At 61.9% G+C, this 26,941-nt stretch carries 29 protein-coding genes; 11 read left to right on the top strand and 18 right to left on the bottom strand.

The window, feature by feature from the left end; genetic code table 11:
• Positions 1 to 209: 209 nt before the first annotated feature.
• Positions 210 to 986, bottom strand: a complete 777-nt coding sequence (locus FHX11_RS07035) for a methyltransferase (protein ID WP_184356442.1) — start codon at positions 984 to 986, stop codon at positions 210 to 212.
• An 8-nt stretch (positions 987 to 994) separates the two neighbouring features.
• On the bottom strand, positions 995 to 1,225 hold the full coding sequence (locus tag FHX11_RS07030) for a DUF2007 domain-containing protein (protein ID WP_184356440.1): 231 nt from the start codon (positions 1,223 to 1,225) through the stop codon (positions 995 to 997).
• Between the two features lie 108 nt (positions 1,226 to 1,333).
• Between FHX11_RS07030 and FHX11_RS07025 the strand changes: the two genes are divergently transcribed.
• The 4 genes from FHX11_RS07025 to moaB all read left to right on the top strand — a co-directional run bounded on the left by FHX11_RS07025 (position 1,334) and on the right by moaB (position 5,807).
• Positions 1,334 to 2,350 carry a polyprenyl synthetase family protein gene (locus FHX11_RS07025; RefSeq protein WP_184356438.1) on the top strand — a complete coding sequence of 339 codons (1,017 nt, stop codon included), beginning with the start codon at positions 1,334 to 1,336 and terminating at the stop codon, positions 2,348 to 2,350.
• Between the two features lie 123 nt (positions 2,351 to 2,473).
• Positions 2,474 to 4,333 (top strand): tetratricopeptide repeat protein, encoded by a 1,860-nt coding sequence (locus FHX11_RS07020; protein WP_184357509.1) that lies wholly within the window; start codon positions 2,474 to 2,476, stop codon positions 4,331 to 4,333.
• 8 nt (positions 4,334 to 4,341) lie between these two features.
• On the top strand, positions 4,342 to 5,256 hold the full coding sequence (locus FHX11_RS07015) for a 4-(cytidine 5'-diphospho)-2-C-methyl-D-erythritol kinase (RefSeq protein WP_184356436.1): 915 nt from the start codon (positions 4,342 to 4,344) through the stop codon (positions 5,254 to 5,256).
• Positions 5,256 to 5,807 carry a molybdenum cofactor biosynthesis protein B gene (gene moaB / locus FHX11_RS07010; RefSeq protein ID WP_184356435.1) on the top strand — a complete coding sequence of 184 codons (552 nt, stop codon included), beginning with the start codon at positions 5,256 to 5,258 and terminating at the stop codon, positions 5,805 to 5,807. Before FHX11_RS07015 ends, moaB begins: the two co-directional genes overlap by 1 nt.
• A gap of 38 nt (positions 5,808 to 5,845) precedes the next feature.
• Here moaB and FHX11_RS07005 read toward each other — a convergent pair whose 3' ends face one another.
• Both FHX11_RS07005 and FHX11_RS07000 read right to left on the bottom strand, forming a co-directional pair.
• The gene (locus FHX11_RS07005) at positions 5,846 to 6,160 is read right to left on the bottom strand and encodes a hypothetical protein (RefSeq protein WP_184356433.1); all 315 of its coding nucleotides are present in this window, start codon (positions 6,158 to 6,160) and stop codon (positions 5,846 to 5,848) included.
• Between the two features lie 179 nt (positions 6,161 to 6,339).
• Positions 6,340 to 6,858: a glycosyl transferase gene (locus FHX11_RS07000; protein ID WP_184356429.1), complete on the bottom strand. Its 519-nt coding sequence runs from the start codon at positions 6,856 to 6,858 to the stop codon at positions 6,340 to 6,342.
• Between the two features lie 241 nt (positions 6,859 to 7,099).
• On the opposite strand from FHX11_RS07000, the gene FHX11_RS06995 reads away from it, so the two are divergent.
• Both FHX11_RS06995 and FHX11_RS06990 read left to right on the top strand, forming a co-directional pair.
• Positions 7,100 to 8,257, top strand: a complete 1,158-nt coding sequence (locus FHX11_RS06995) for a PA0069 family radical SAM protein (RefSeq protein ID WP_184356427.1) — start codon at positions 7,100 to 7,102, stop codon at positions 8,255 to 8,257.
• 103 nt (positions 8,258 to 8,360) lie between these two features.
• Complete coding sequence (locus tag FHX11_RS06990; protein ID WP_184357508.1) at positions 8,361 to 9,020, top strand: ribonuclease HII; 660 nt, start codon at positions 8,361 to 8,363, stop codon at positions 9,018 to 9,020.
• A gap of 20 nt (positions 9,021 to 9,040) precedes the next feature.
• Here the strand turns inward: FHX11_RS06990 and FHX11_RS06985 are convergent, their stop codons facing one another.
• From FHX11_RS06985 to FHX11_RS06930, 12 genes are all read right to left on the bottom strand, one after another.
• Entirely contained in the window at positions 9,041 to 9,805 is a 765-nt protein-coding gene (locus FHX11_RS06985) for an aminoglycoside phosphotransferase family protein (RefSeq protein ID WP_184356425.1), read from the bottom strand.
• 188 nt (positions 9,806 to 9,993) lie between these two features.
• On the bottom strand, positions 9,994 to 10,485 hold the full coding sequence (locus tag FHX11_RS06980; RefSeq protein WP_184356423.1) for a F0F1 ATP synthase subunit B: 492 nt from the start codon (positions 10,483 to 10,485) through the stop codon (positions 9,994 to 9,996).
• A 3-nt stretch (positions 10,486 to 10,488) separates the two neighbouring features.
• Positions 10,489 to 11,082: a F0F1 ATP synthase subunit B gene (locus FHX11_RS06975; RefSeq protein WP_184356421.1), complete on the bottom strand. Its 594-nt coding sequence runs from the start codon at positions 11,080 to 11,082 to the stop codon at positions 10,489 to 10,491.
• 81 nt (positions 11,083 to 11,163) lie between these two features.
• Positions 11,164 to 11,391, bottom strand: coding sequence for a F0F1 ATP synthase subunit C (locus tag FHX11_RS06970; protein WP_028750571.1), 228 nt, complete (start codon positions 11,389 to 11,391; stop codon positions 11,164 to 11,166).
• 71 nt (positions 11,392 to 11,462) lie between these two features.
• On the bottom strand, positions 11,463 to 12,215 hold the full coding sequence (locus tag FHX11_RS06965) for a F0F1 ATP synthase subunit A (RefSeq protein ID WP_184356419.1): 753 nt from the start codon (positions 12,213 to 12,215) through the stop codon (positions 11,463 to 11,465).
• A 78-nt stretch (positions 12,216 to 12,293) separates the two neighbouring features.
• Complete coding sequence (locus tag FHX11_RS06960; RefSeq protein ID WP_184356417.1) at positions 12,294 to 12,638, bottom strand: AtpZ/AtpI family protein; 345 nt, start codon at positions 12,636 to 12,638, stop codon at positions 12,294 to 12,296.
• Positions 12,639 to 12,940: 302 nt separating this feature from the next.
• Entirely contained in the window at positions 12,941 to 14,119 is a 1,179-nt protein-coding gene (locus FHX11_RS06955) for a cell wall hydrolase (RefSeq protein WP_184356415.1), read from the bottom strand.
• A 170-nt stretch (positions 14,120 to 14,289) separates the two neighbouring features.
• Positions 14,290 to 16,191 (bottom strand): potassium transporter Kup, encoded by a 1,902-nt coding sequence (locus tag FHX11_RS06950; RefSeq protein ID WP_184356413.1) that lies wholly within the window; start codon positions 16,189 to 16,191, stop codon positions 14,290 to 14,292.
• 17 nt (positions 16,192 to 16,208) lie between these two features.
• Entirely contained in the window at positions 16,209 to 17,186 is a 978-nt protein-coding gene (locus FHX11_RS06945; protein ID WP_184356411.1) for a magnesium transporter CorA family protein, read from the bottom strand.
• A gap of 411 nt (positions 17,187 to 17,597) precedes the next feature.
• Positions 17,598 to 18,746: an Mrp/NBP35 family ATP-binding protein gene (locus tag FHX11_RS06940; protein ID WP_184356409.1), complete on the bottom strand. Its 1,149-nt coding sequence runs from the start codon at positions 18,744 to 18,746 to the stop codon at positions 17,598 to 17,600.
• A gap of 606 nt (positions 18,747 to 19,352) precedes the next feature.
• The gene (locus FHX11_RS06935) at positions 19,353 to 20,090 is read right to left on the bottom strand and encodes an autoinducer binding domain-containing protein (RefSeq protein WP_184357507.1); all 738 of its coding nucleotides are present in this window, start codon (positions 20,088 to 20,090) and stop codon (positions 19,353 to 19,355) included.
• A 328-nt stretch (positions 20,091 to 20,418) separates the two neighbouring features.
• The gene (locus FHX11_RS06930) at positions 20,419 to 21,228 is read right to left on the bottom strand and encodes an IclR family transcriptional regulator (RefSeq protein WP_246780915.1); all 810 of its coding nucleotides are present in this window, start codon (positions 21,226 to 21,228) and stop codon (positions 20,419 to 20,421) included.
• 153 nt (positions 21,229 to 21,381) lie between these two features.
• Here FHX11_RS06930 and FHX11_RS06925 point away from each other — a divergent pair, with 153 nt between their 5' ends.
• From FHX11_RS06925 to FHX11_RS06910, 4 genes are read left to right on the top strand one after another with little or no spacing between them, the layout of a single operon-like run.
• Positions 21,382 to 22,152, top strand: a complete 771-nt coding sequence (locus FHX11_RS06925) for an SDR family oxidoreductase (protein WP_184356407.1) — start codon at positions 21,382 to 21,384, stop codon at positions 22,150 to 22,152.
• A 45-nt stretch (positions 22,153 to 22,197) separates the two neighbouring features.
• On the top strand, positions 22,198 to 23,130 hold the full coding sequence (locus tag FHX11_RS06920) for a 2-dehydro-3-deoxygalactonokinase (RefSeq protein ID WP_184356405.1): 933 nt from the start codon (positions 22,198 to 22,200) through the stop codon (positions 23,128 to 23,130).
• Positions 23,130 to 23,765, top strand: a complete 636-nt coding sequence (locus FHX11_RS06915) for a 2-dehydro-3-deoxy-6-phosphogalactonate aldolase (protein ID WP_184356403.1) — start codon at positions 23,130 to 23,132, stop codon at positions 23,763 to 23,765. Before FHX11_RS06920 ends, FHX11_RS06915 begins: the two co-directional genes overlap by 1 nt.
• Positions 23,766 to 23,769: 4 nt before the next feature.
• Positions 23,770 to 24,657 carry an SMP-30/gluconolactonase/LRE family protein gene (locus FHX11_RS06910; RefSeq protein WP_184356401.1) on the top strand — a complete coding sequence of 296 codons (888 nt, stop codon included), beginning with the start codon at positions 23,770 to 23,772 and terminating at the stop codon, positions 24,655 to 24,657.
• Between the two features lie 106 nt (positions 24,658 to 24,763).
• On the opposite strand, the gene FHX11_RS06905 is transcribed toward FHX11_RS06910, so the two are convergent.
• On the bottom strand, positions 24,764 to 25,039 hold the full coding sequence (locus FHX11_RS06905) for a hypothetical protein (protein ID WP_184357548.1): 276 nt from the start codon (positions 25,037 to 25,039) through the stop codon (positions 24,764 to 24,766).
• On the opposite strand from FHX11_RS06905, the gene FHX11_RS06900 reads away from it, so the two are divergent.
• Entirely contained in the window at positions 24,963 to 25,580 is a 618-nt protein-coding gene (locus FHX11_RS06900; protein WP_184356399.1) for a PRC-barrel domain-containing protein, read from the top strand. The two genes, FHX11_RS06905 and FHX11_RS06900, sit on opposite strands and share 77 nt — an antisense overlap.
• 72 nt (positions 25,581 to 25,652) lie before the next feature.
• Here FHX11_RS06900 and FHX11_RS06895 read toward each other — a convergent pair whose 3' ends face one another.
• Positions 25,653 to 26,876 (bottom strand): argininosuccinate synthase, encoded by a 1,224-nt coding sequence (locus FHX11_RS06895; protein ID WP_184356397.1) that lies wholly within the window; start codon positions 26,874 to 26,876, stop codon positions 25,653 to 25,655.
• Positions 26,877 to 26,941: the final 65 nt, after the last annotated feature.

The raw sequence follows: 26,941 nt of genomic DNA, 5'->3' as shown, positions 1-26,941 counted from the left end.
TACGGTTCAACATAAAAAATTGTTCCAATATTCTTTCCTCCAACAGAATGGAAACCTGTCCGCTCGATATCGGCCAATCTTCGCTATCGCGGATATTCCTCCGTTATCGCGGATTATACCAAAGCTGCCGGTCGCAGTGAATGACAACGGAGAGGGTTATTCCTGCGGCGGGCGAGTCGCGCCGTCAGCGGCGGGCGCCGCGACACGGGTCACTTCCGCGGATAGGCCGCCCTGCCATTGTTCAGATCGTCGACGAAGTCGGAGAACTTGTGCGTCCCCTCGCCATGCATCACCAGAGGCGCGCGCAACGCCAACCGCGCCCTGGAACCCTTGATCGCCGTCACCAGGATGCGCACGGCGTTTTCGCCCTCGCGCGGATGGACCGGCGTGATCTCGAGACCGCCGAAACGGCGGCCGCAGGCGGCGATGATCTCGGCGATCGATTGCGGCCGGGCGATCAGCGACAGCTGGCCGCCGGGGATCATGATCGCGCCCGCCGTTCTCACCCAGCTTTCGAACAAGCCATCGGTCATCGCATGCGCCTGCGCTTTCAAGGCATCCGGCGTCAGCCTGTCGCTGGCATCGTTGAAGGGCGGGTTCATGATGACATGGTGGAAACTGTCGTCCATCAGACCGGCGGCGTTGCGCTCCTTGCCGATCAGGGTCACATCCGCCTCGATGACGGAAACGCGCCGTGAGAAGCGCTCGTTCTCGGCAAGGGCGAGGCTCTTGCGAGCAAATTCCGCCATCTCCGCCGATCGTTCGAACAGCACCACCTCGGCACGCTCCAGCCGCGAAGCCACGGCAAGCCCGGCCGCGCCGGCGCCGGCGCCGAGATCGGCCACGCGGATGCCACGCTCGTCTGCCACCAGCGCCGCCAGCAGCATGGCGTCCATGCCGGCCCGATGGCCCCTGCCCTTCGGCTGAACGATGTGAAACGCGCCGCGATGGAAAGCATCGATGGTTTCGGAGGAATGGCCGGCCATGGTAAACCTCAGCCGCGCGCCGGGCGCAATTCGTCGCCGAGACCGGCATCAATGAGGATGCGCCGGGCCTGATCGGCACGATCCTCCTCGACCAGGAAGCGGCGCGGCAGCATGCCGAGCGATCCCTCGAGAATGCTCATGGCCTGATCCGCCACGAAGCAATGAATCCCGGCATCCTTCATCAGGCTCTCGGCGAAGGAGAGAAGGACGGGATCATTGGTGCGGATCAGTTCGTGCATAAGCCTTGCGTTTCCTGTCAAATTTACGCGACGAGACAATTCGCCTCTTGCCGCCTCTTTCGCCCCTTCTTATTGTGCTTTGTGAAAAATGAACAGGAGTCCGGACAGTTGGGCGTCGTGATACCGCTTGAAGAAAGCAAGAATAAACAGGCATCCATCAAGCCATTGGTGGATCTGACCAAGGCGGATATGGAACGCGTCAACCAGCTTATCCTGTCGAAAGCCGGTTCCGATGTGCAGATGATTCCGGAAGTGGCGGAGCACCTGATCTCGTCCGGCGGCAAGCGCCTGCGGCCGATGCTGACCATCGCCTCCGCCGCGCTCTACAATTACCAGGGCGACAATCACATCAAGCTCGCGACCTCGGTCGAGTTCCTGCATACGGCAACCCTGCTGCACGACGACGTGGTGGATGAGAGCGACCTGCGCCGCGGCAAATCCACCGCCCGCATGATCTGGGGTAACCAGGCGAGCGTTCTCGTCGGCGACTTCCTGCTCGGCCAGGCCTTCCGCATGATGGTGGAAGTCGGTTCGCTCGAAGCGCTCGACGTGCTGTCGTCGGCCGCCTGCGTCATCGCCGAGGGCGAGGTGCTGCAGCTTTCCGTCTCCAAGAACATGGAGACCACCGAGGACGATTATCTCTCCGTCATCCGCGCCAAGACGGCAGCGCTTTTCGCCGCCGCCGCCGAAGTCGGCCCGATCGTCGCCAATGCCGGCAAGGCCGAGCGCAATGCGCTGAAATCCTACGGCACCAATCTCGGCCTCGCCTTCCAGCTGGTCGACGACGCACTGGATTACGGCGGCAAGGCCGCCGATCTCGGCAAGAATGTCGGCGACGATTTCCGCGAAGGCAAGATCACGCTTCCCGTCATTCTCGCCTATCGCCGCGGCACCGAGAAGGAACGGGCCTTCTGGCGCGACTCCATCGAGACCGGCAACAACAGCGACGAGAACCTGGAAAAGGCGCTGGGCCTGATCACCAAATATGGCGCGCTCACCGACACCATCGCCCGCGCCGTTCACTACGGCACCATCGCCCGCGATGCGTTGGCGCCGCTTCCGGAAACGCCGTGGAAATCCGCGCTCATGGAAGTGATCGATTTCTGCATCGAACGCGTGAACTGATCGCGACAGGCCGAATTTCTTGCGCGGCCGCTTCAAAAAAGCCATCCTGTTGTGAATCAGTTGACACGAACGCTTTGTGTCGCCGGCGCCCTCGCCGGCAATCCCTTGATGAAAGGCATTCTAATGCGGCAGAGACTTGCCATCCGTTTCCTCTCGGGCGCAGCTTTGGCCGCGATCCTTTCGATGTCGGCGCTGAACGGCGCTCGCGCGGAAGATGCAGCCAAGACGCCGGACACCAAGAACGAGGCGGTCGTCTTCGATGCGGAAGCCGTCGACACCTTCGCGGGTGCCTTCCTCGCCGCCCGCACCGCCGATGTCGATCATGACTACGATAACGCCATCGCCCTCTATAAAAAGGCGCTGATGCTCGAACCGGGCAATCCTGAAATCCGCCAGCGGCTGATGATCTCGCTGCTGCTCAACGGCAATCTCGAAGAAGGCGTGAAATACGCCAACGAGCTGAAGAACGACACCTCCGTCGAGCGCGTCACCACGATCGTGCGCGGCATGGAAGCCATCCGCCGGCATGACTACAAGGCCGCGCAGGAGATTCTCAAATATAGTGGTCCGAACGATCTCGACCGGATGATGAACAATCTGCTGCTTGCCTGGGCGCGCGCCGGCGCCGGCCGCGGCAAGGACGCGATCGCGATGATCGACAAGATGAAGGGCCCGGACTGGTTCAACATCTTCAAGAACTATCATGCCGGCGCCATCGCACTGACCATCGGCGACACGAAATCCGCCCGTTCGCACCTGAACGACGCCATTCTCGATAAGGCCGGCGGCGCCACCGCTCCGGATACCTTCATGCGCGCGGTCATGGCGCTGGCGCGGCTGGAAGCCAAGACCGGCGACAAGCAGAAGGCGCTGGACGCGGTCTCGGTCGGCGACAATCTGATCAACAATTACGCGCCCTTAAATGCGCTGCGCGAAAGCATCAACAAGGGCGAGAAGCCGGAACAGCAGGTGACCGACGCCACGCAGGGCGCCGCCTCCGTACTCTTCACCATCGGCGCCGCATTGAACCGCGACGGCGCCGAAGATGTCGTCTCGCTCTACCTGCAGATCGCCAATACGCTCGATCCGAAGAGCGCCGATACGCTGGTGCTGCTCGGCGGGCTCGCCGAAAAGCAGGAGCAGGTCGATCGCGCCATCGCCTTCTACAGGAAGGTGCCCGCCAATTCGCCGATGACCCGCATCTCCGAGCTGCAGCTCGGCCTCGCGCTCGCCCAGGCCGGCAAGGTCGAGGATGCGCGCAAGCATCTGAAGGCGCTGATCGATTCCGATCCCAAGGATATTCGCAGCTATCTCGCCTATGGCAGCGTTCTGTCCGACGCCAAGGACTTTCAGGCTATGGCCGAGAATTACGACAAGGCCGTCGAAGTCATTGGCGCCCTGCCGAAGCGCAGCGATTGGGCCGTGTTCTTCCAGCGCGGCATCGCCTATGAACGGCTGAAGAAATGGCCGCAGGCCGAGCCGAACTTCAAGAAGGCGCTGGAGCTGAACCCGGACCAGCCGCAGGTGCTGAACTATCTCGGCTACTCCTGGGTCGACATGAACACCAACCTCGACCAGGGCCTGGACATGATCCGCAAGGCCGTCGATCTGAAGCCGGATGACGGCTACATCGTCGATTCGCTCGGCTGGGCCTATTTCCGCCTCAACCGCTTCGACGACGCGGTGACGGAACTGGAGCGCGCCGCACAGCTGAAGGCCGGCGACCCGACGATCAACGATCATCTCGGCGACGCCTATTGGCGCGTCAACCGCAAGCTCGAAGCGGTCTACCAGTGGAACCGCGCTTTGGCTTCCAAGCCGGAAGAGGCGGATATTCCGAAGATCAAGGAAAAGATCGAAAAGGGCCTGCCGGCGCTCGATACCGACCCGAAGACGGTCGACAAGAGCAAGCAGCCGGATCCGACTCCGCCGCCGGCGACCGACCCCAATACGAATACGCCGCCAGTCGACAAGAAGTCCTAAGACCCGCGATGACCATGATCTTGACGGCGGGCGATTTCGACCTCACGGAGGAGGCGCCCGCCAAGATCAATCTTGCCCTGCATGTCACCGGCCAGCGGGCAGACGGATACCATCTGCTCGACATGCTGGTGACCTTCACACAGCATGGCGACCGGCTTGGCTTTAGCGCGAGCGGGCATGACGAATTCAGCCTTTCCGGACGCTTCTCGCCGCTTCTTGCCACTGAGGCCGATGCCGGCGGCAATCTGGTGCTGAGGGCGCGCGACCTGCTGCGGCAGGCGGCCCGTGAGGCCGGCTTGGCTACGCCGCCCGTGCACATCCATCTGGAAAAGAACCTGCCGGTCGCTTCAGGGATCGGCGGCGGTTCGGCGGATGCGGCGGCGACCCTGCGCGGATTGGCAAGGCTCTGGGGCCTGGCCTTGCCGCCCGACGAGATAACGGCGCTTGCCCTGAAGCTTGGCGCCGATGTGCCGATGTGCCTTGCGAGCCGGCCGCTGATCGCACGCGGCATTGGAGAGGCGATCGAGCTGCTGCCGGACTTCCCCTCCTTCGCCATGGTGCTCGGCAATCCCCTCGTCGGCGTTTCGACGCCCGACGTATTTCGCCGGCTGGCGCGCAAGGACAATGCACCGCTGATGCTCCCTTCGAGCAGCTCAAACGACCGCGCCCACTGGATCGAGGCCATGGCGGGCCTGCGCAACGATCTCGAACCACCGGCGCGGGCGCTTTGCGGCGAGATCGCCGTGCTGTCGCAGATGATCACGGATGAAGGGGCGCTCGCGACCCGCATGTCCGGCTCCGGTGCCACCTGTTTCGGCTTGTTTCAGGATCTTGAGCAGGCAAGAGCCGCCGCGTCGGCGCTTCACAGGCTGCGGCCGGACTGGTATTTCCAGGCGACGGAAACGATCGAGGGAGATGCGTGATGGCCGGCCCAGGCGAAGCAAGGTCCTTCATTCCGGTCGGCATCGCCGTGCTGACCGTCTCCGATACGCGCACGCTTGCCGACGACAAATCAGGCGATACGCTGGTCGCGCGCATCACGGAAGCCGGCCACAGGCTGGCGGCCCGCGCCATCGTTCCCGACGACAAGGAGCGTATCCGCAGCCAGGTGGAAGCCTGGACCCATGATGAGGCGATCGACGTCGTCATCACCACGGGCGGCACGGGCTTTACCGGCCGCGATGTCACGCCCGAGGCGCTGGAGCCTCTGTTCGAAAAGCGGATGGACGGTTTCTCCGAAGTGTTCCACCGGATTTCCTACGACAAGATCGGCACCTCGACCATCCAGTCCCGCGCGACCGGCGGCGTCGCCAACGCTACCTTCATCTTCGTGCTGCCCGGTTCGCCCGGCGCCTGCAAGGATGCCTGGGACGGCATCCTGAAAGCCCAGCTCGACTATCGGCACATGCCCTGCAATTTCGTGGAGATCATGCCGCGTCTCGATGAGCATCTGAAGCGCGGCGGCTCGAAATAGGACCCGCGTTTGCCGGGGCGATGCCGGTAATCCTGACCCTATGCCTTCGACCCCGGCAGAGCAGGAATTGATTCCCAATTCTGCCCGGTGAGAATGACGCAGCTCTGGCCGGAGACATTGGTGATCATCATCGTCCAGCTACCATTATCAGACGCAAAGATCTCGACGATCGTCTTCGCATCGAGCTGACCGACGGCCGAAAGCTTTTCGGAATAATGTTCGCCAAGGAAAGCGACGAGATTGGCGCGCTCCGTGCAGGCAAGCATCGCCTGCGACGCTGCTGGGTTCGGATAGAGGATTGCCGTTGCCACAAGGGCCGTTCCGATGAGGCGGCTGAGCATCGTGCGTTCCATGACGCACCTCCTTTCGCCGGCACCCCGGCAGAAAAGGAGAGTTCCGCTGACCTGTCCTGCCGCATACCGGCATCTTATGGTCGGCCACCCGACGCGACACGCGAGAGGTGCCGCCACGAATAAATTATGACACCTATTCTCCTATTTTCAAATGAAATCGAAAATGGAGACGGATCGTGTTAGCGCGCGGCGCGGGCGACCCAGGAGGGGATGATCTCGCTGGAGAGCCGCCGGCCCTTCTGCCCCTTGGCGAATTCGGCAAGCCGCATGCCGGTCCGGGCCGCGGCAATGGCCTGACGCTTGGAAAGAAGCAGGCCCAGTTCCAGCGGCGGCGAGCTGCGTCCGATGCGCTGCAACAACGGCCGGCGATAACCGCGCGACGCGGTGAAGCGGGCCGGCACCTTGTTCAGCGAGACATATTCGGCGATCTCATCGATCCAGCCGGCCTGCGGCCTTGCGCCCGGTTCGACCAGCAGCAGCCATTCGCCGCGCGCAGACCGCAATATGTCCTTGATATCCCATTGCGAATAAAAGCGGCAACCGGCAGCATCGGCAACCCTAGAAGTGCCGTCGCGCGAACCGTGGTCGAGGACGACGACATCGCAGACCAGCCCCTCGATCGCGCCCGCCACCAATGCCGCCAATGTCTGCGCCAGTTCAGGCTCCTGATCCTGGCATTCGATTAATACCGTCAACATTGCCCATTTATAGAGCGCCGCACAATTTATTGCCAGCACCTAAGCGGCAAACCTGAGCGTTTCAGGAAAGGATCATATGCAACCAGAAAATTGCTGCTCCGGCGCCTATCCGTTCCCTCCAGGGGAAGGGATGCAGTAGATGATCTCACAATTTTGTTCTTGCAATGTTCTCATTTGTCGGATAGGAATTTAATCATCTCAGGCGCGGCATAGAGTGCCACGCACCGCCCCGGAGTTACCGATGAACGAGCAGTCCCTTGCAGGGCAGGCTGCATTTGCGCCTGCCAATACGGCAGATATTGCCAACGCTTTGATCGCCGACGCCGGCCTTAGGATCGAGATCGATCGCAGGCGCGGTCGTGGCGCCGGGCTCAATCCGGGCGGGCGCTTCGAGCCGCTGCAGCGCGAGGCATTCGACGACGGCTGGCAGACGCTGGAGGAGCTCCCGCCCTTCAAGACCGAAGTGCAGGTGGAAAAGCCGCGCACGGCGATCACCCGCAACGAATCGCCCGACATTCCCTTCGACCGCTCGATCAACCCCTATCGCGGCTGCGAGCATGGCTGCATCTATTGTTTCGCGCGCCCCACACATGCCTATATGGGCCTCTCGGCCGGGCTCGATTTCGAGGCGAAGCTGTTTGCCAAGCCGGATGCGGCAAAGCTCCTGGAACGCGAACTGGCAAAGCCCGGCTACAAGCCGCGCGTCATCGCCATCGGCACCAATACCGACCCCTATCAGCCGATCGAGAAGGAATGGCGGATCATGCGCCAGATCCTCGAGGTGCTGAACAAGGCGAACCATCCGGTGGCGATCGTCACCAAATCGGCGCTGGTCATGCGCGATATCGATATTCTCCAGGAGATGGCGGCCAAGAACCTGGTGCGGGTCGGCCTCTCCGTGACGACGCTCGACCGCAAGCTGGCCCGCACCATGGAGCCGCGCGCGGCGACGCCGCAACGCCGCCTGGAGGCGATACGGGCGCTCAGCGAAGCCGGCATCCAGACGGCGATCATGATGGCGCCGATCATCCCGGCCCTCAACGATCACGAGATCGAACGCGTCCTCGACGCCGGCAAGGCGGCCGGCGCGATGGAGGCAAGCTATGTCATCCTGCGTCTGCCGCTGGAGGTCAGTCCGCTCTTCCGCGACTGGCTGCTGCAGAATTATCCGGACCGCTATCGGCACGTCATGTCGCTGATCCGCTCGATGCGCGGCGGCAAGGATTACGATGCCGAATTCGGCAAGCGGATGAAGGGTGCCGGCCCCTATGCCTGGCAGATCAGCCGCCGCTTCGAAATGGCGACCAAGCGGCTGGGGCTCACCCGCCGCACTATAGCGCTGCGCGACGACCTGTTCGTGCCGCCAGACGGCAGCGGCGTACAGCTGTCGCTGCTTTGACCATTCCCCGCGGGTTTCCCTGCCCGCTGGAAACGCCCCTGGTTCTGCCGCTCTGATCCACCGGGGGCTTGCAGGAGATCGGGTGGTGTGCGAGCTTCGCCGCATGCCACGCAGCACATCACCCGATTCTCCGATGCTTTTCGACGAAGGCCCGATCGTTCCGACCTTCGAGCTGGAGCTGATCGCCCGCCGCGCCGGACATTGGCCGGTTGCCGGCGCCGATGAGGTGGGGCGCGGGCCGCTGGCAGGGCCGGTGGTGGCCGCTGCGGTCATCCTCGACCCCGAGCGGATTCCGCAGGGACTGAACGATTCCAAGCAGCTTTCAGCGGCCAGACGCGAGGCCCTGTTCATAGACATCCTCGCAACGGCGACGGTTTCCATCGCCTCGTCGAGCGCAGCTCGCATCGATATCACCGATATCCGCAAGGCGAGCCTCGATGCCATGCGCCGCGCCATTTGCGGCCTTGCCGTACCGGCCAGCTATGTGCTGACGGACGGGCTGGACGTACCCGCCGGACTGGCCTGCCCCGGCAAGGCGGTGGTCAAGGGCGATGCCCGCTCCTTCTCCATCGCCGCCGCCTCGATCGTCGCCAAGGTCACCCGCGACCGGATGATGGCCCGCGCCGGCGATGTCTTTCCGGCCTACGGCTTTGCCGCCCATGCCGGCTATGGCACCGCCCAGCACCGCGCCGGCATTGAGAAACACGGGCCCTGCCCCCTGCACCGCATGAGCTTCCGGCCATTGAGGCGAGACGAGGCCTGACCGGCCCTGCCTCTCTCGCGCTACCCCTCAAGACCGGCGAGGATCTCGTCGCGGTGCTCGGCGATATAGGCGATATCGCGCCGATAGATCCGGTCATGGCCGTCCTGGAGATCGCGGCGGTATTTCTCCACGCCTCGCGCCGCCTCGCCTTCCATGAACCCGACCAGGGCCTGCAGCCGCTCGACAAGCATGTCCGGCAGCATCCGGCGCTGTTTCAAGGGGAAATCATACGCATCGAGGAAGATACTGGCGCGGTCGATCTGCTCATGCAGCCCGCCCATCTGCGCCGCAACGGCTGTAGAGAGCGGCGCCCAGCGGTAGATCGCATAGGCGAGATCCCAACCGCGCGGACCGGGATGGACCGTCTCGAAATCGATGATGCCGGTCGCCATTCCATCATTGAGGACGATATTATAGGGCGCGAAATCGCCGTGACAGAAAACCTCGGCCGGCATGCGCGCCGGCAACTGCCATGGAGATGCTGCGGCGAACTGCCCGACGAACAAAGCCGAGCAATCGTGATAGCGCCGCAGCAACGACGCCGCCGATCGCAACACCCCGAGCGACCGCATATCCTCGCACGTATCGAGATCGCCGCTTAGACCGGGAAGGAAGCTCACCTTTTCCCATGTGGCGTCATGGCCGGCAGGCATGGGCGCTTCGGTGAAGCCATGCGCGCGCAGAGCCGCCAGCAAGGCCTGCACGCCCGCCGTCCAGGGGCGAACGGGCCGCAGGATGTGATCGCCCTGGCGGAACGGACCCTCGTCGTCATCAATCCCCCGCATCGCACTCTCCCCCTAACCGCCGGCACTGTAATTCCAGCCCTCGGCCATCGTCAAACAGCGGAAGGGCACAAAACAAAAGGCCCCGCAGAAGCAGGGCCTTTCGAAAAATCGATCGCTTGCGCGCATGAAGTTTTTTGTTTTTACGCAATTCCCGGCGGAAAACCGCTTCGCACTTTTCCTGGAATTGCTCAGTTCAGCCGGGTCTTCACTTCGCTGACGGCGGTGTTGAAGAGCTCGGACTGCACCTTGGTGCCAGCCTTCTTGGCGATGACGGATTCAGCGGCGGCGACGGCCAGGTCGACGGCGGCGGAGCGAACCGCCTTCATCGCATCGGCTTCAGCCTGCTTGATCTTCTGCTCGGACAGCGCCGTGCGGTTGGCGACAAATTCCTCGGTCTTCTTGCGGGCTTCCGTCGTCAGCATTTCGGCTTCGCGCTCGGCGGCGGCAACGATCTGCGCTGCTTCCGCTTCCGCTTCCTTGCGCTTGCGCTGATATTCGGCCAGCAGGTGCTGAGCCTCTTCCCGCAGGCGCTTGGCTTCGGCCAGATCGTTGCGGATCTGGTCGGCGCGGTCGTCCAGCGACTTCGCCATCATGCCCGGCACCTTCAGATAGACGATGAGGCCGAGGAAGATGATGAGCGCGAGGAAAGCAAAGAAAGTTTCATCGAGATGAAATGCCATGGATCAACCCTCCCGCTTCGCGGATGCCGCGGCAACGGCCGAAGCGACGTCGGTCTTGCCGGCGACATTGCCGACGAGCTGCTCGACGACGGCGGAGGCCGTTTCTTCCGCAATCGCGCCGACATCGCCGAATGCCTTCGCCTTGATCTCGGCGATGCGGACCTCGGCGGCCTTCAGCTTCTCGGAAAGATTGGCTTCGATCGCCTTGCGATCCTCCTCGGCCTTGGCCTTGGCGGCATCGCGAGCGGTCGCACCGATGGAATTCGCCTTGGCGCGGGCTGCGGCCAATTCGCTTTCATAGGTGGCGACGGCGGCGTCGGCCTCGGCCTTCAGGCGCGAAGCTTCGTCGATGTCCTGCGCGATACGGTCATGCCGGCTTTCCAGAATGCTGCCGACGCGCGGAATGACGATCTTCTGCATGGCCACGTAGAAGATGACGAAGGTGATCACCAGCCAAAGCAGCTGTGACGGATAGGTCGTATGGTCAAACGGCGGGAAAACGCCTGCGTGATGGCCCTGATCGGGCGCACCCGTTTCCGTATGCACCTCGCCGGCTGCCGGCGGTGCTTCTTCAGCATAAGCCGGGGTCACAAACATGCTCACCTCCAGGTGGTCTGCAAATACAAAGAATCACGGCTCGCTATATCGCGAACCGTGATCTATCACACACCGCTGATATCAGACGGCGAAGAGCAGGAGGAGAGCGATGAGCAGCGAGAAGATGCCCAGAGCTTCCGTAACGGCGAAGCCGAATACCAGACGGCCGAACTGGCTGTCAGCGGCAGACGGATTGCGAAGTGCGCCGGACAGGTAGCTGCCGAAGATGTTGCCGAGGCCGAGAGCCGTACCGGCCATACCAAAGCAAGCCAGACCTGCGCCGATGAACTTTGCTGCTTCCGCTTCCATGTTGAACTCCTTTGAAATGGTTGTTGTTGCGGCAATTGACTGACGCCCTGCAGACGTCAATGTCTTTATCCTTAGTGGCCACCCGGATGGACTGCGTCATTGAGGTACATGCAAGTCAGCACCGCAAAGACGTAAGCCTGGAGGAAGGCGACGAGGAATTCGAGACCGGTCAGGGCGACGGTCATGATGAGGGGAAGAATGGCACCGCCGATGCCGAGCGCGCCGAGGGCTCCGAGCGAGGCGACGAAGCCCGCGAACACCTTGAGCGTGATATGGCCGGCCAGCATGTTGGCGAAAAGACGAACGGAGAGCGAAATCGGCCGCGACAGGAAGGAGATGATTTCGATGATCACCACCAGCGGAAGGAGAACGCCGGGAACGCCATGCGGCACGAAGAGCTTGAGGAAGCCGAAACCGTGCTTGATGAAGCCGTAGAGAATGACCGTCAGGATGACCAGAAGCGCCAGCGCAAAGGTGACGATGATCTGGCTGGTGACGGTATAGAAATAGGGAACCATGCCGAGCAGGTTCGCGGTCAGCACGAACATGAAGAGCGAGAAGACCAGCGGGAAGAACTTCATCCCCTTGGTGCCCGCCCCCTCTTTTAGCATCGAGGCGATGAACTCGTATGCCATTTCAGCCACGGACTGGGAGCGGCCCGGAACGACGCTGCGCGCCGAGGTCGCGAAATAGAGGAAGCCGGCGGACAGAACCGCGGCAGCAACCATGAACAGCGAAGCATTGGTGAACGAAAAATCAATTCCGCCGATATCGATCGGGATAATCTTGTAGATCAGGAACTGATGGGTAGGACCGTTTGCCACCGCTTGTTCTCTTTCATTTTTCCGCTCCACCGAGCGGATGCCTCTCACCAGGAAACCACGCCACAGCGCAATTTCCGCTCATTTCTCGCCAGGCCCGCGCGCGTCGAGCTTCGGCGTCGTCACCTTGCCCGCGGAGCGCAGAACATTCAGCACACCAGCACAAAATCCGAGAAGCAGCAAAATAATCATGCCCCACGGCGCCGTGCCGACAAAACGGTCGAAGACATAGCCGAGAACAGCACCGACGATGATGGCAGCGATGAATTCACTGGAAAGCTTCATCGCCTGAGCATAGCCTTTCCGGCTTGTCTCGGCGCGAACCTCCCCGCGTTCATCCTCTTTCATCTCGGCGCGCTTGCTTGCCAGTTCGGCTCCCAAGTGCGCCCGACGCTCTTCCAGACTTTCGTCGCGGTCGTCCGTCATGATGGCACCCTCCCCCTTTTCGTCGCGCGCAGTCCCATTTCCCCGGTCAACGCGTAAACGAACAGCAGGTTTCGCCACCTTTCGGCCCGTTTTGAAGTCGCGCGCAACATAGTTTTAGGAAAAAGCATAGTCAAGGCGTAGACGTCATCTGTCCAGCCATAAATTAGCCGAATTAAATCATAATCTTAGCGTCAAAATACGGCACTTGGCGAAATCTGAGCCGAAGAATCCTCTTCAGGCTGCGCATCGACGCGGCTTTTTTTGCCGATGCCTATCGCTCCAGTGGCGGACCAGTGATTGCCTCAGCTCCAGCCACCGCCATAGGTGCGATAGAAGACATGCATGCCGATGCGGCCGACCTTTACCATCTCGGCCGCCCATTTGGGCCTGACATAGACGGCATGGTAATGCGTGGCAGAGCCGACTTCAGGCAACCAGATCTTGCCGGCGGTGACGGCCATCGCCACCTGGCGGGCGATCTTCCAATGTTCCTGCGAATTGACCCGATCCTTGACATTGTCGCAGGCGAAGGAGAACTGGCAGGCATTGTGCCAGTCGTCGTTCTGGTAGACGACGCCGCAAATGGTCTTCGGATAGGCGGGATTGCGCACACGATTGAGGATGACCTGCGCGACCGCTGCCTGCCCTTTCACCGATTCACCCCGCGCCTCGAAATAGATGCCGGTGGCAAGGCATTGCTGCTCGTCGGAGGAGAAGACCGAGGGCGGCAGGACACTCGCAGCCCAGGCATGGTCCTTGGAGCCGATCTGCGGCACGAAGCGGCCTTGATTGTCCTGGTCCTTGGCGAGGATGGAATCGAAGGGAGAAACGCGGGCATAGTCCGGCGCCGGCGACGCATAGGCTGCCGCAAGGACGTCGGCATCCTGGCTGGTCACGAGGTTCGCCAGATAGGACGGCACGCTGGTATCCGGCTTCGGCGGCTGCTTCTTGTAGAAGGCCGTGGCGATCTGGATCTCCTTGCCGCCGATCCGCGGCTTCAGGAAGGCGGTGCGTTCCTTGGTATTCGGTTCAGCCTGGAACAGCAGGCTCTGGCGCTGCAGCACGGAGCCGGCGGAAAAATCCTTCGGCGGCTGCATCGGCGAGACCGCAACCACCCGGCCCTTCTTGTCGTCGCGATTGATGCGCTCCTCATCCGGCCTTGGATCGCTGCCCTTCTCTTCCGACAGGAAGGCGACCCGACGGCCGTCGGGCAGAACGAGGCCGCCATCGCCGATGGCGGCCGCCGTCCCGGCGCTGCCGAAGGCAAGCTCGGCCTGATGGGTGGAACCGGCCGGCGAGTTGGTCATCACCATGCGCCAGGTATCGCCGCCCCTGTCGATGCCGGCCAGCAACGCGGCAAGATCGGCATAGGCGGCCGTCGAGGGAAAAATCAGCCAGGCGCAGAGCCCGAAGGTGGCTGGCGAAGTCCAGTTTTTCGGCAAAAAACCAAACTTGCGGAAAACGCGACGCGGACGAGACAACACCGAACTCCAACGGCACTCGGAACCAGGAGCCGGAATAATCTCCCATTAACCTTGATGGATGGTTAATTCGGGCGAATCTATGGTCACGAACACGAGAGCGCTGCCCGCAAACAAAAACCCGGCGGTGTGGTCCGCCGGGTTTTCTGCAAAGCGATATTGGCCACGCCTCAGATGATGACGTGCGATCCCAGTTCCACCACGCGGTTGGCCGGCAGGCGGAAGTAGTCGGAGGGGTCAGTCGCGGCGTTGGCGAGCGCAATATAGAGCCGATCCTGCCAATGCGGCATGCCGGACTTGGCATCGGGCACAAGCTTGCGGCGGCCGAGATAGAAAGAGGTCGACATGATGTCGAACTTCAGCCCGGTCTTGCGCAGCGTCGCCAGCGCCTGCGAGACGTTCTGCGATTCCATGAAGCCGAAACGCAGCTCGACGCGCGAGAAGCGGTCGGAGACCTTTTCCACCGAATAACGATCCTCGTGGGCGACGCGCGGCTTGTTGACGGTGCGGATCGTCAGGATGACGTTCTTGTCGTGCAGAACGTGGTTGTGCTTCAGATTGTGGAGCAGCGCGGCCGGCGCCGATTCCGGATCGCTGGTGAGGAAGATCGCCGTGCCGGGCACATGGGCGGGCGAATGGTCGCTCTTGCGCTCGATGGAGCTGACGAAAGACGACAGCGGGATGTCCGTATGCCGGGTCTTTTCCATCAGGATCGCGCTGCCGCGGCGCCAGGTCCACATGATGATGGTGAAGACGGTCGCGATCAGCACCGGAATATAGCCGCCGTCATGGATCTTCAGGAGGTTGGCGCCGAGGAAGACGAATTCCAACAGCAGCAGCGGCGCCAGGACGGCGATCGCCATCGGCAAGCTCCAGTTCCAGCGGACGCGGACGAATTCGAACGCCATGATCGAGGTGACGACCATCGCGCCGGTCACCGAGATACCATAGGCCGTCGCCAGCGCATCCGAGGTCTTGAAGCTCAGCACCAGGAAGATGACGCCGAAGAACAGCACGGTGTTGACCGACGGCAGGAAGATCTGGCCGGTATTGGTCTCGGAGGTGATGAGGATTTCCATGCGCGGCAGGAAGCCGAGATGGATGGCCTGGCGCGTCAGCGAGAAGGCACCAGTAATAACCGCCTGGCTGGCAATGATCGTCGCCATGGTGGCGAGAATGACCACCGGCAGGATTGCCCAGTGCGGATACATCAGGAAGAAGGGATCGGACATGGCGAGCGGCTCGCGCAGCACCAGTGCACCCTGGCCGAGATAGTTCAGCGTCAGCGACGGGAACACCAGCGCGAACCAGGCCCATTGGATCGGCCGCCGGCCGAAATGGCCGAGGTCGGCATAGAGCGCTTCCGCGCCGGTAACGGTCAGGAAGACCGCGCCGAGCACGACGACACCGAGGAAACCCTCGTTCATCAGGAAATTCACCGCATACCAGGGGTTCAAGGCGGCCAGAATGCCGAAATCATCCGAGATATGCATGATGCCGGCAACGCCCATGACGATGAACCAGAGCGCCGTGATCGGGCCGAAGAACCGCGCGACCGCGCTGGTGCCGTGCGACTGGATGGCAAACAGCAGCGCCAGGATCGCAACCGAGATCGGCACGATGTAATCGGCAAGCGTCGGCGTGACCAGCTTCAAGCCCTCAACGGCCGACAGGACCGACAGGGCGGGCGTGATCATTGCGTCGCCGAGGAAAAGCGCGGCACCCAACAGGCCCAGCAGCATCAAGACGGCGGTGTGGCCGTTCGCCGTCTTCATCAGCAGCGCCAGAAGCGACAGCGTGCCGCCTTCGCCGTCATTGTCGGCGCGCAGCAGAAAAAGAACATATTTGATGGTGACGATGATGGTCAGCGCCCAGAACATCAGCGAGACGAGGCTGATGACCTCGCCGCGCGTCAGGCCGTCGGAGGCCACCGGCTTCAGCGCTTCGCGAAAGGCGTAGAGCGGGCTGGTGCCGATATCGCCATACACCACGCCAATCGACCCAAGGGCGAGGTAGAAGAGCTTGCGAGGGTCCATTTTCCCGTCGGGAGAATGATGGGTTTCGTCAGACATTCAGGATCACTAGACTCTCAGAGCCAGCCTTTCCAGCGAAAAAAGAAAAACGGAACGATGGCGGATACCACCATCAACAACAGCGATGCCGGATACCCGTAGGCGAATTGCAGTTCGGGCATATGCGCGAAATTCATGCCGTAGACCGACGCCACAAGCGTCGGCGGCAGGAAGACCACGGAGGCAATCGAGAAAATCTTGATGATGGCGTTCTGCTCGATATTGATCAGGCCGAGCGACGCATCCAGCAGGAAGGTAATGTTACCCGCCACGAAGGACGCATGCTCGGATAGAGACTGCACATCCCGCGAGACATTGCGGCACAATTCCTTGGCCTCATGGTCCTGCTGCATGGCGGGGATGGTATTGAGGAAGGTCAAGAGCCGCGACAATGAGCTCAGGCTATCGCGCACCTTGCTGATCGTGCGATGGTAGCCTGCAATGTCCTTCAGTTTCTCTTCCAGATAGTTTGCCGGACGACGGATCTTCTTCACCCGGTCGCCGAATACATGCGCCGACAATATATCGATGCCCGCGACCGTTTGTTCAAGAACCTCGGCGGTGCGATCGACAATTGTTTCGAGAAGTTTTGCCAGCAGCGAGACACCCGTCAGCCGCTCATGCGGAATCCGCTGCAGAGCGGCGATGAACAGCGCAAAGGATTTCGGCCGGGCATAGCGGATCGTGACCAGGCGATGCCCCGTCAGGATAAAGGCGACGTCGGTGAGCATCGGCAGATTGGTATCGGCCTTCCACAGCAGCGAGGCCGTCAGGAAGACCGAGCCATCCTCGACATAGAGCCTGGCCGACGGTTCGATATCCTTCATGTCCTCGCGGGTCGGCACCTCGAGCCCCAGCAGGCGCTCGATATTGGCCTCTTCTTCGCGCGACGGCTCGATCATGTCGATCCAGACGACGTGGTCGGGCAATGCGGCCATGGCCGAGAGGTTCTCGAGTTCGATCGACTTGGAATCAGAACAATAGGCCGTGATCACCGGATGGCTCCCAGCGCCTTCGAGGCGCAGCTATCGCCGGGGCGCTTTGCGCACCCTCGCCGCGATCCTGCCGATGGCCAATGAAAAAAACTCATAAAACTCCGGTGGTATCCCGCCGGTCCGGCCGGGAATCCGTGTCCATGCTCATTGCGCTGCTGTACCAATCCTTCGCTCGACATAAACAACGCCGATCGCTCGGGCGAGACGAAGTCACCATTCGACGGACGGTCGTCATTCGAAATGTCCGACCAAATTCACGCCGGCGGCGCATATGCAGCAAAGCGCGCGAAGAATCAAGCCACAACCCTTTCCATGCGCGCTTTCACCGCGTTTTTCCGATTTAGCGAAGTCATAGCACATGGCGCGGGCAAGGCAATCGCGCCGATGGCCGAGCGGCGCGATCCGCGCGAATTATTCGAAGACGATGGAGGGCGCCGCCCGCTGGGGCGTATTGCCGACCTGTGCCCAGACCTTGGCGGCGATGTCGCGGTAGATGCCGGCCACCACGCCGCCCGGATCAGAGGCGACGAGCGGGGTGCCGGCATCCGACGTCTCGCGGATGCCCATGGTCAGCGGCACCTCGCCGAGGAAGGGCACGCCAATGCGCTCGGCCTCCTTGCGCGCGCCGCCATGACCGAAGATATCGTAGCGGGCGCCGGTGTCGGGCGCGATGAAATAACTCATGTTCTCAACGATGCCGAGAACGGGGACTTCCACCTTGCGGAACATGTTGAGACCCTTGCGCGCGTCGATCAGCGCCAGATCCTGCGGCGTCGAGACGATGACGGCACCGGCCAGCGGCACCTGCTGCGCCATGGTGAGCTGCGCATCGCCGGTGCCGGGCGGCATGTCGACGACGAGAACGTCGAGTTCACCCCAGGCGACCTCGCGCAGCATCTGCAGCAGCGCCGACTGCACCATCGGCCCACGCCAGATCATCGCCGTCTCCTCCTCGACGAGGAAGCCCATCGACATGACCTTGAGGCCGTAATTCTCCATGGGATTGATGATACGGCCATCGATCTGGGTCGGCCGGCCGGAAATCTTCAGGAGGCGCGGCATGGACGGACCATAGATATCCGCATCCAATATGCCGACGCGCAAGCCGTTGGCGAGCAGGCCGAGCGCCAGGTTGACGGCAGTGGTCGACTTGCCGACCCCACCCTTGCCGGATGCAACGGCGATGATGGCGCCGATGCCGGGCACGCCGATCTTGGCGGCGCGGGGCTGTTGCTGCGGCGCAGGCGCGTGGGAATGCGAATGAGCATGCGGCTGCGCGGGCGCGGGGCGCGGCGTCGGCGCTCCGGCCTTCTTGTCCGCCGTCAGCGCCACCAGGGCGCCCTTCACGCCGGGCATGTCCTTGATCACCCGCTCGGCAGCCAGGCGCATCGGCTCCAGTTCCTTGGCGCGATCGGCCGGGACGGTGATCGAGAAATACACCTTGGCATCGGAAATGAAGACGTCCGACACCATGCCGAGCTCAACGATATTGTGCTCCAGGTCCGGACCGCGAACGGTCTTCAGCGTTTCCAGAACCTGTTCCTTGGTGATGTCTGCCATGCCATCCTCACTACGCCATAATCATCCGCAACGCGCCGCACTGGCCGGCGTTGCGGATCCCTCTGGCTTAGATAGTGGAGCGACGAGGCTTCGCCAAACGAAATCGGGTGAACCGCCGACAAAAAGGCAGGTCCGTTGCGGCCGGCAGGTCCGCCGGGTTTTATAACCCCACCAGCCGCAACGCTCGCTTGGAGACGCAAATCTTTGCGGGGGCGCTCAATAAAGCAAAGCCTGGGAAGGAATAGGGCAAGACGCCAAAAAACCGCCTCGCGACGCGCGTTGGTCTTGCGAACGTGCTAAATAAGCAACAGCCGCCGTCAATACCTGTCGCCGGGAGAAGCAACGACAATGGCATCGACGACGGCCGCCTGATCCGCGCGCGTTAATCGGCGCTGTTATCAAAGTCCCCTCTGGACCTCTGCCTATTGAAAAGCAGAAAGCGTGCCAGTTTCATAAAATCAAGAAAATCGTTTATTTTCATTCGGATAGATGCAGGACAGCAATGTGGCGGTCCGGCACGAAGCGGATATCGCCCGCAAATTTAATAGGCAGCGCACAAAATTCACGCAGAAAATTGCCCCGATTCCATCCCGCAGGCCTATAGGTCTACTTGATCAATCCAACGCGCAGCGCCTTGGCGACCGCCTGCGTACGGTTGACGGTATCCAGCTTCTTGGTGGCACGGTTCAGATAGTGATTGACCGTATGTTCCGAGAGCGTGAGGATCTCGGCGATTTCGGCGCTGGTCTTGCCCGCCGCCGTCCAGTTCAGGCAATCGATCTCGCGATCCGTCAGCGCATCGGTGACGCGCACGTCCATGTTGCGGATTTCCGCCAGCCGATCGAAGACATGGATCGAGATATAGCAAAGATCCTTGATTTCCCCGGGGGTGAAGGGCTCACGATCGCCGGCAAGCGATACCGCGCCGCGAATGCCGGACGCATCATGGGTCGGCAGATAGATGAGCCGCGTCATGCGGAACCGCTCGAACAGGCTGAAGATAAGCTGGCCCCTGGTATCGTCGCGATTGGTGCTCGGGGCGACTTCATAGACGAAAGGCAATGTCGAACTGCGCAGGCGCCGCAAGGCCGGACTGCTCTGCAGGAGACTTTCCTGGTCGTATATGGCCAGCAGCTCGGCCGGCCAGTTGTTGATGACCAGGTTGCTCTGCAGGTCGAATGACGTGAGCGGCGGCAAATTCACCACCATGAAAGCCCGGCAACGATAGGCTTCCGTCAGACGCTTCATGAAGCGAAAGACATCGAACTGGGTTTTCAGCCCCGCGATTTCGTCAATGTAATCCTCCCCCCGGGGAGGCGTTCCTACCTGCACCAATGCTGCCATCATCAGTCTTCTTTATGTAAAAGGAGAAGACGATGGAATAAATTCGACATCATCGCCTCGTGGCCCCGGGGTCATCGCAAGAACGTCGGACACCGGCGTTCAATGAATTAAATAGGATATCATCCGCTGCGGTATGCGCTACGACGGCGCCAAATAAAACATTTCGCCAGACTCCTCCCAAGCTCGGCAACAAGTACTCATGGGGAATGACGGTTCGTCCGCATATCTCAATAAGTACTGCAGAATAAACGCTTAAACCGACCTAGGTCCAGTGCACGTAAACGTTAAAACAATGAATTTCGCATGACCGTCAAGAAAATCCGCGAAATTAACGCTTCGGACCCAGACGGTTGTGCATATCCTGCATGATCGCGGCAGCCGCGGCCCGGACTAAGGGCGCCCATTCCTGCAGTTTTTCCGATGTGACGCGGAAGGCCGGTCCGGTGACGGAGACGCCGGCGAGCATATTGCCGTCCTCCGAGCGAATCGGAGCGGCGACGCAGCATATGCCGCTCTCATGCTCTTCGCGGTCGAAGGCATATCCGCGCCGCCGAATGGCGGCTATGTCGGTCAAGAGCCCCGCCACGTCGCGATGCGTATGGTCCGTATAGGGATGAAACGCGACGCCCGCGAGCCTCGCCTCGACGTCGGGATCGTCCAGCACGGAAAGCGCCGCCTTGCCGACACCGGTGCAATAGGCCGGCGAGGCATTGCCGATCTGCGAATACATGCGCACGGATTGCCGCCCCTCGACCTTGTCGAGATAGATCACCTCGGTTCCGCGCAGGACGCCGAGATGGACCGTTTCGCCGGTTTTCTCCTGCAACAGCCGCAGATGCGGCTCGGCCACGGCCCGGAATTCATTGCGCGCCCAGCTGCGCGACGCCAGGCTCAAAAGCCGGATGCCGGGCAGATAGCGCCCATCACGATCGACCTCCAGCAACCCCTCCTCGAGAAGGTGCGACAATTGCCGATGCAACGTGCCGCGTGGCTGGTCGGACAGCGACAGGATATCGGTGAAGCGCATGGGGCGATCGGCGAGCGCCACCAGATCGAGCAAGGCCATGAGCTTGCCGAGCGTGCCGGTCTCCCGCACGCGGCCGACATCGCCGACGCTATCGCTCTGCTTCATCGTCATGAACGCCTCATATGCGAGCCGACCACCCTTCATGTTCTTGACATGGCGCCAGGGTAATCCGATAATTCCATATAGTCAAATTTGGTTCCAAATAATGGAACTTTCCACGAGCAGATACTGAAATCCGACGCCGATCCAGGGAGGGAGAGGAACTTGACCGAGGCACAGGCACAATTTCCCGATCTCAAGGATCGCACCGTACTGATCACCGGCGGCGGTTCCGGCATCGGCGCAGCCCTCGTCGAAGGGTTCGCGCAGCAGGGCGCCAAGGTCGCCTTCATCGACATAGCCGAGGAACCGAGCAAGGCTCTCGCCTTGCGCCTGTCCACGCAATCGGCCCACCCGGTCGTCTTCTATCACGCCGATCTGCGCGATGTCGGCGCCATCAGGAGCACGGTGGCCGCCGTCGAATCCGACCTCGGCGCCATTCGCGTCCTCGTCAACAATGCCGCCTGGGACGACCGGCACGATATCGACACCACCACCGAGGACTACTGGGACAACAGTCAGGCGATCAACCTCAAGCAGGTCTTCTTCGTCTCGCAGGCGGCAGCCCCCGGCATGCGGGCGGCCGGCGGCGGCGCCATCGTCAATTTTTCCTCGATCGTCTTCAAGATGAACCCGCCGCAGCTTTCCGCATACGCATCCGCCAAGGCCGGCGTCATCGGCCTGACCAAGAGCCTTGCCGGACGGCTCGGACCGGAAAACATCCGCGTCAATGCGATCCTGCCGGGCATGGTCGTCACCGAGCGGCAGATGGAGCTTTGGCTGACCGAGGAAGGCATCGCCAAGACGGTCGAGCGGCAATGCCTCAAGCATGTGCTGAAAGCCGAAGACATGGTCGGCCCCACGCTCTTTCTCGCATCCGCCAGTTCGGGCAGCATCACCGCCCAGACCCTCATCGTCGACGGGGGCCTTCTCTGATGCGGTGCCCGCAAGATTTCCAATGAAGAACCGAGGTATTTGATCATGACGAGGCCCGCATATGTCGCGGTGGATTGGGGCACCAGCAGCTTCCGACTGTGGCTGATCGCCGAGGATGGCAGCATTCTCGGCGAACGCCGCAGCGGCGAAGGCATGACGACGGCGGCACAGACCGGCTTTGCCCAGGTGCTGCAATCGCATCTCGCCGCCCTTGCCGCGCCCGACGATATTCCCGTCATCGTCTGCGGCATGGCCGGCGCACGCCAGGGCTGGGTGGAAGCCGGTTACATCGATACGCCGGCATCGCTTTCCGCCATCCTGACCGGTGCGGTTTCCGTGCCCGGCCAAGCGCGCGATGTCCGCATCCTGCCGGGCCTTGCCCAGCGCGACAGGCATGCGCCCGATGTCATGCGCGGCGAGGAAACGCAATTGCTCGGCGCGATCGCGGCCGAAAGCAAGGGTGAGCAGATCGTCTGCATGCCGGGCACGCATTCGAAATGGGTGCGTGTCGTCGATGGTCAGGTCACCGGCTTTTCGACCTTCATGACCGGCGAGCTTTTCGACGTCATCACCAAGCACAGCATCCTGTCGCATGCCGTTGCCGGCGCGGCCGATCAGCCGGCCGACAGCGCCAGCTTCGAAGCCGCGATCAAGGCTGCCTTTGCCAGACCGGCGCTCGCCACCAACCTGCTCTTCACCGCCCGCGCCGGCCAGCTTCTGCATGGGCTGACGGCGGCCGGCGCGCAGGCGCTGATTTCCGGCACGCTGATCGGCGCGGAAATCGCCGGCGCGCTGTCATCCGCCGGACAAGGGGCGGCCATCACCCTTGTCGCCTCCGGACGCCTGCAGGCGCTCTATGAGGACGCCTTCCGTATCCTTTCCCTCCCCTTTGCGACCGTCGATGCCGATGCCGCCGTGCGCCGCGGGCTTTCCGCCGCCGCCCGGGCGATCTGGCCGAACAACGAAAGAAAAAGCTGATGACCGACCGTATCCCCTTCCCGCCGATGAAACGCCCGCTCATCGCCATCCTGCGCGGCATCAAGCCCGAGGAAACCGCCGATATCATCGGCGTGCTGGTCGATGCCGGCCTGACGGCGATCGAAATTCCGCTGAACTCCCCCGAGCCGTTCCGCTCGATCGAGATTGCCGCCAAGGCGGCGCCGGCCGACTGCCTGATCGGCGCCGGTACGGTGCTGACCGTCGAGGATGTCGACCGGCTGGATTCGGCCGGCGGCAAGCTGCTGGTGACGCCGAATGTCGAGCCCGCCGTGATCAGCCGCGGCCGCGACAAGGGCATGGTGACCATGCCCGGCGTCTTCACCGCCACGGAAGCGCTCGCTGCCGCCCGCGCCGGTGCGACGGGGCTTAAATTTTTCCCGGCCGGCGTGCTCGGCGCCTCTGGCATCACCGCCATCCGCGCCGTGCTGCCGCCGGAGCTCGTGATCGCCGCCGTTGGCGGCGTTTCCGACAAGAATTTTGCCGATTATACCAAGGCCGGCATCCTCGCATTCGGTCTCGGCACCAGCCTCTACAAGCCGGGAATGACCGCCGCAGAGGTTGCCGAACGCGCCAAGGTGACCATCTACGCCTATGACGCCGCCATAGGAGCTTGAGCATATGACCGCGATTCACGACTTCCAGGGCACCATTCTTTCCGACACCGCTTCGGTGCTCGGCGAAGGGCCGACCTATGATCCCGATACCGATACGGTCTGGTGGTTCAACATCCTCGGCAAGGAATTGCATGAGCTGCATCTGACAACCGGCAGGAAGCAGGTCCATGAGCTGCCGATGATGGCGAGCGTGCTTGCCCGCATCGATGCCGGGCGGCAATTGATCGCCACCGAAGAGGGCCTGTTCCTGCGCGACATCACCAGCGGCGAACTGACTTTCTACGCCGCGATCGAGGCGGACAAGCCGGAAAATCGCTCCAATGACGGACGCACGCATATTTCCGGTGCCCTGTGGATCGGCACCATGGGCAAGCGCGCCGAAATGCATGCCGGGGCCATCTATCATGTCGCCAGCGGCAAGGTGACGAAGATTTTCGACCAGATCAGCATTCCGAACTCGATCTGCTTTTCGCCCGACGGCACCATCGGCTACTTCACCGATACCCGCGTCAGCCAGTTGATGCGCGTACTGGTCGACCCGCTGACCGGGCTTCCGGTCGGCGAACCGATCGTCATGGTCGACAGTATAGAGGATCCCGGCGGCCTCGACGGCTCGGTCTGCGATGCGGACGGATATATCTGGAACGCCCGCTGGGGCTCCGGCTTCGTCGATCGCTACAGCCCGGACGGCCTGCGCATCGAACGCTATCGCGTACCCGCCATGCAGCCTTCCTGCCCCGCCTTCATCGGCAAGAACGGCGACCGCCTGGCCGTGACCACGGCCTGGGAGGGCCTCGATGAGGATGCCCGCTCGACGCAGCCGCAGGCCGGCGCGCTTCTGGAACTCGGCCCGACGGTGAACGGCGTCTTCGATCCTGCCTACAAGCTCTGATCGCGGCGAAGGCAGCCGAAAAGGCATATGCGGGGCGCGCCGTGACAACGCCGCCCCGCAGGGATTGCCGGCGCTATTCGGCCCGCTGCGGATCATTCCGGTTGCATTAGAAAACACGCAACCGTTTGATTTTCAAGATCATATTTCCGAACTGAAGCGGCCATAGCCTGCTTCCTGCAACTTTTGCCGGAACCAAACCAGCATCCGACCATTGTTCCTTACGAACCGGCACGGTGATGGTCAGCCAGGACGTGGCCCCGCCCGCGCTGGTGAACATGCCCATCAGAATGAAAGGTAGGTTCACGATGACCGGCAAATTGTTCACATCCGTCGCTGCTGGCGCGATCTTTGCCACAGCATCGGTTCTTTCACCGATGGCCATTGCCCAGACGCAGCCATCAACCGGCAACAATGCGCCAACCCAGACCGCTCCGGCAACGCCCGACGCCACGCAGCCATCGACCACGATGCCGCAGAACGACGCCCAGGCGCCTGCGCCGGCACCGACGACCACCACCGCACAGGCCGGCGGCTATCTGACCGAACAGTCGGCGGACCAGATCAGCGCCAAGACCTATATGGGCCAGTCGGTCTATAACGGTCAGAACGAAAGCATCGGCAGCATCAACGACCTGATCCTGCAGAAGCAGGGCGGCGTGACCGCCGCTGTGGTCGGCGTCGGCGGCTTCCTGGGGCTCGGCCAGAAGAACGTCGCCGTTCCGTTCGACAAGATCACCATGACGCAGAACGCCCAGGACGGCAGCATCAAGCTGACGACCACCGAGACGGCCGATACGCTGAAATCCGCGCCTGAATTCAAGACGCTTGCCATGCAGGCATCGGAAAAGGCGGCCCGCCTCCCGGCAACGGCCACGGTGCCCGGAACCGACAGCACGACGACCTCGTCGACGACCAACAAGTAACGAGATTCCGGCACAAGCTCGAAGAACGGCGGCCACTCGGCCGCCGTTTTTGTGGTGCGACAGAACCCAGCTTTAAACTCCCAACCTCCTGCTGCGCGCAGCCAATGTCTTGAGCCGCAGCCCGTTGAGCTTGATGAAGCCTTCGGCATCGTGATGATCGTAGTTGCCCGAGCCCTCCTCGAAGGTCACAAGATCCATCGAATAGAGCGACGTGGGCGAAGTCCGTGCGATAATGCTGGCGGAGCCCTTATAGAGCCTTACCGTCACTTCCCCTTCGACATGGGTCTGGCTCCGGTCGATCAGCGCCTGCAGCATCTCCCGCTCCGGCGCATACCAGAAACCATTATAGATCAGCTCGGCGTAATGCGGCATGATCTCATCTTTCAAATGAGCTGCACCCCGGTCGAGTGTGATCGACTCGATCCCGCGATGCGCGGCGAGCAGGATCGTGCCGCCCGGCGTCTCGTAAACGCCGCGCGACTTCATGCCCAGAAACCGGTTCTCGACCAGATCGAGCCGCCCTACGCCATGCTTGCCACCCAATTCGTTCAGCTTCATCAGCAGCACCGCCGGTGACAATCTGACGCCGTCGAGCGAAACCGCGTCGCCCTTCTCGAAGCCGATGGTGATGGTTTCGGGAAGGTTGGGTGCATCCACGGGATCGACCGTGCGCTGGTAGACGTAATCCGGCGCAATCTCGGCCGGATCTTCCAGAACCCGGCCCTCGGACGAGGTGTGCAACAGGTTCGCGTCGATCGAGAACGGCGCCTCCCCGCGCTTGTCCGTGGGCACGGGAATCTGATTCCGCTCGGCATAGTCGATGAGCTGCGTGCGGGACAAAATCTCCCATTCGCGCCACGGCGCGATGACCTTGATGGACGGGTCGAGCGCGTTGACGGTCAGTTCGAAACGGACCTGATCGTTGCCCTTGCCGGTGGCACCGTGGGAAATGGCGTCCGCTCCCACCTCCTGAGCGATCCTGACAAGGTGCTTTGCGATCAGCGGACGGGCGATGGAGGAGCCGAGCAGATACTGCCCCTCATACACCGTGTTGGCGCGAAACATCGGGAAGACGAAGTCGCGCACGAATTCCTCGCGGACATCCACGATGCGGATGTCCTTGATCCCCAGCATTTCAGCCTTCTTCCGCGCGGGCTCCAGCTCCTCCCCTTGCCCGAGATCGGCGGTGAAGGTCACCACCTCGCATTGATAGGTCTCCTGCAGCCATTTGAGGATGATCGAGGTGTCCAGGCCGCCCGAATAGGACAGCACGATCTTCTTGATATCTTTGACCATGAGTGATGTTCGTTCCCGATATTGACCTTTTGGAACGATAGGCCAAAGCTGCCGCAATTTCCTTG

The organism is Rhizobium sp. BK602 (genome assembly GCF_014195095.1).
Lineage (GTDB): Bacteria > Pseudomonadota > Alphaproteobacteria > Rhizobiales > Rhizobiaceae > Rhizobium.
The sequence above is the reverse complement of the archived record's forward strand: the minus strand, read 5'-3'. Positions and strand labels throughout refer to the sequence as shown.

What these genes read in the sequence shown, in the direction of transcription:
- FHX11_RS07035 (WP_184356442.1), bottom strand. Translation starts at nt 986, where the DNA reads ATGGCCGGCCATTCCTCCGAAACCATCGATGCTTTCCATCGCGGCGCG.
- FHX11_RS07030 (WP_184356440.1), bottom strand. Translation starts at nt 1,225, where the DNA reads ATGCACGAACTGATCCGCACCAATGATCCCGTCCTTCTCTCCTTCGCC.
- FHX11_RS07020 (WP_184357509.1), top strand. Translation starts at nt 2,474, where the DNA reads ATGCGGCAGAGACTTGCCATCCGTTTCCTCTCGGGCGCAGCTTTGGCC.
- FHX11_RS07015 (WP_184356436.1), top strand. Translation starts at nt 4,342, where the DNA reads ATGACCATGATCTTGACGGCGGGCGATTTCGACCTCACGGAGGAGGCG.
- moaB (WP_184356435.1), top strand. Translation starts at nt 5,256, where the DNA reads ATGGCCGGCCCAGGCGAAGCAAGGTCCTTCATTCCGGTCGGCATCGCC.
- FHX11_RS07005 (WP_184356433.1), bottom strand. Translation starts at nt 6,160, where the DNA reads ATGGAACGCACGATGCTCAGCCGCCTCATCGGAACGGCCCTTGTGGCA.
- FHX11_RS07000 (WP_184356429.1), bottom strand. Translation starts at nt 6,858, where the DNA reads ATGTTGACGGTATTAATCGAATGCCAGGATCAGGAGCCTGAACTGGCG.
- FHX11_RS06995 (WP_184356427.1), top strand. Translation starts at nt 7,100, where the DNA reads ATGAACGAGCAGTCCCTTGCAGGGCAGGCTGCATTTGCGCCTGCCAAT.
- FHX11_RS06990 (WP_184357508.1), top strand. Translation starts at nt 8,361, where the DNA reads ATGCCACGCAGCACATCACCCGATTCTCCGATGCTTTTCGACGAAGGC.
- FHX11_RS06985 (WP_184356425.1), bottom strand. Translation starts at nt 9,805, where the DNA reads ATGCGGGGGATTGATGACGACGAGGGTCCGTTCCGCCAGGGCGATCAC.
- FHX11_RS06980 (WP_184356423.1), bottom strand. Translation starts at nt 10,485, where the DNA reads ATGGCATTTCATCTCGATGAAACTTTCTTTGCTTTCCTCGCGCTCATC.
- FHX11_RS06975 (WP_184356421.1), bottom strand. Translation starts at nt 11,082, where the DNA reads ATGTTTGTGACCCCGGCTTATGCTGAAGAAGCACCGCCGGCAGCCGGC.
- FHX11_RS06970 (WP_028750571.1), bottom strand. Translation starts at nt 11,391, where the DNA reads ATGGAAGCGGAAGCAGCAAAGTTCATCGGCGCAGGTCTGGCTTGCTTT.
- FHX11_RS06960 (WP_184356417.1), bottom strand. Translation starts at nt 12,638, where the DNA reads ATGACGGACGACCGCGACGAAAGTCTGGAAGAGCGTCGGGCGCACTTG.
- FHX11_RS06950 (WP_184356413.1), bottom strand. Translation starts at nt 16,191, where the DNA reads ATGTCTGACGAAACCCATCATTCTCCCGACGGGAAAATGGACCCTCGC.
- FHX11_RS06940 (WP_184356409.1), bottom strand. Translation starts at nt 18,746, where the DNA reads ATGGCAGACATCACCAAGGAACAGGTTCTGGAAACGCTGAAGACCGTT.
- FHX11_RS06935 (WP_184357507.1), bottom strand. Translation starts at nt 20,090, where the DNA reads ATGGCAGCATTGGTGCAGGTAGGAACGCCTCCCCGGGGGGAGGATTAC.
- FHX11_RS06930 (WP_246780915.1), bottom strand. Translation starts at nt 21,228, where the DNA reads ATGACGATGAAGCAGAGCGATAGCGTCGGCGATGTCGGCCGCGTGCGG.
- FHX11_RS06920 (WP_184356405.1), top strand. Translation starts at nt 22,198, where the DNA reads ATGACGAGGCCCGCATATGTCGCGGTGGATTGGGGCACCAGCAGCTTC.
- FHX11_RS06915 (WP_184356403.1), top strand. Translation starts at nt 23,130, where the DNA reads ATGACCGACCGTATCCCCTTCCCGCCGATGAAACGCCCGCTCATCGCC.
- FHX11_RS06910 (WP_184356401.1), top strand. Translation starts at nt 23,770, where the DNA reads ATGACCGCGATTCACGACTTCCAGGGCACCATTCTTTCCGACACCGCT.
- FHX11_RS06900 (WP_184356399.1), top strand. Translation starts at nt 24,963, where the DNA reads ATGACCGGCAAATTGTTCACATCCGTCGCTGCTGGCGCGATCTTTGCC.
- FHX11_RS06905 (WP_184357548.1), bottom strand. Translation starts at nt 25,039, where the DNA reads ATGGCCATCGGTGAAAGAACCGATGCTGTGGCAAAGATCGCGCCAGCA.
- FHX11_RS06895 (WP_184356397.1), bottom strand. Translation starts at nt 26,876, where the DNA reads ATGGTCAAAGATATCAAGAAGATCGTGCTGTCCTATTCGGGCGGCCTG.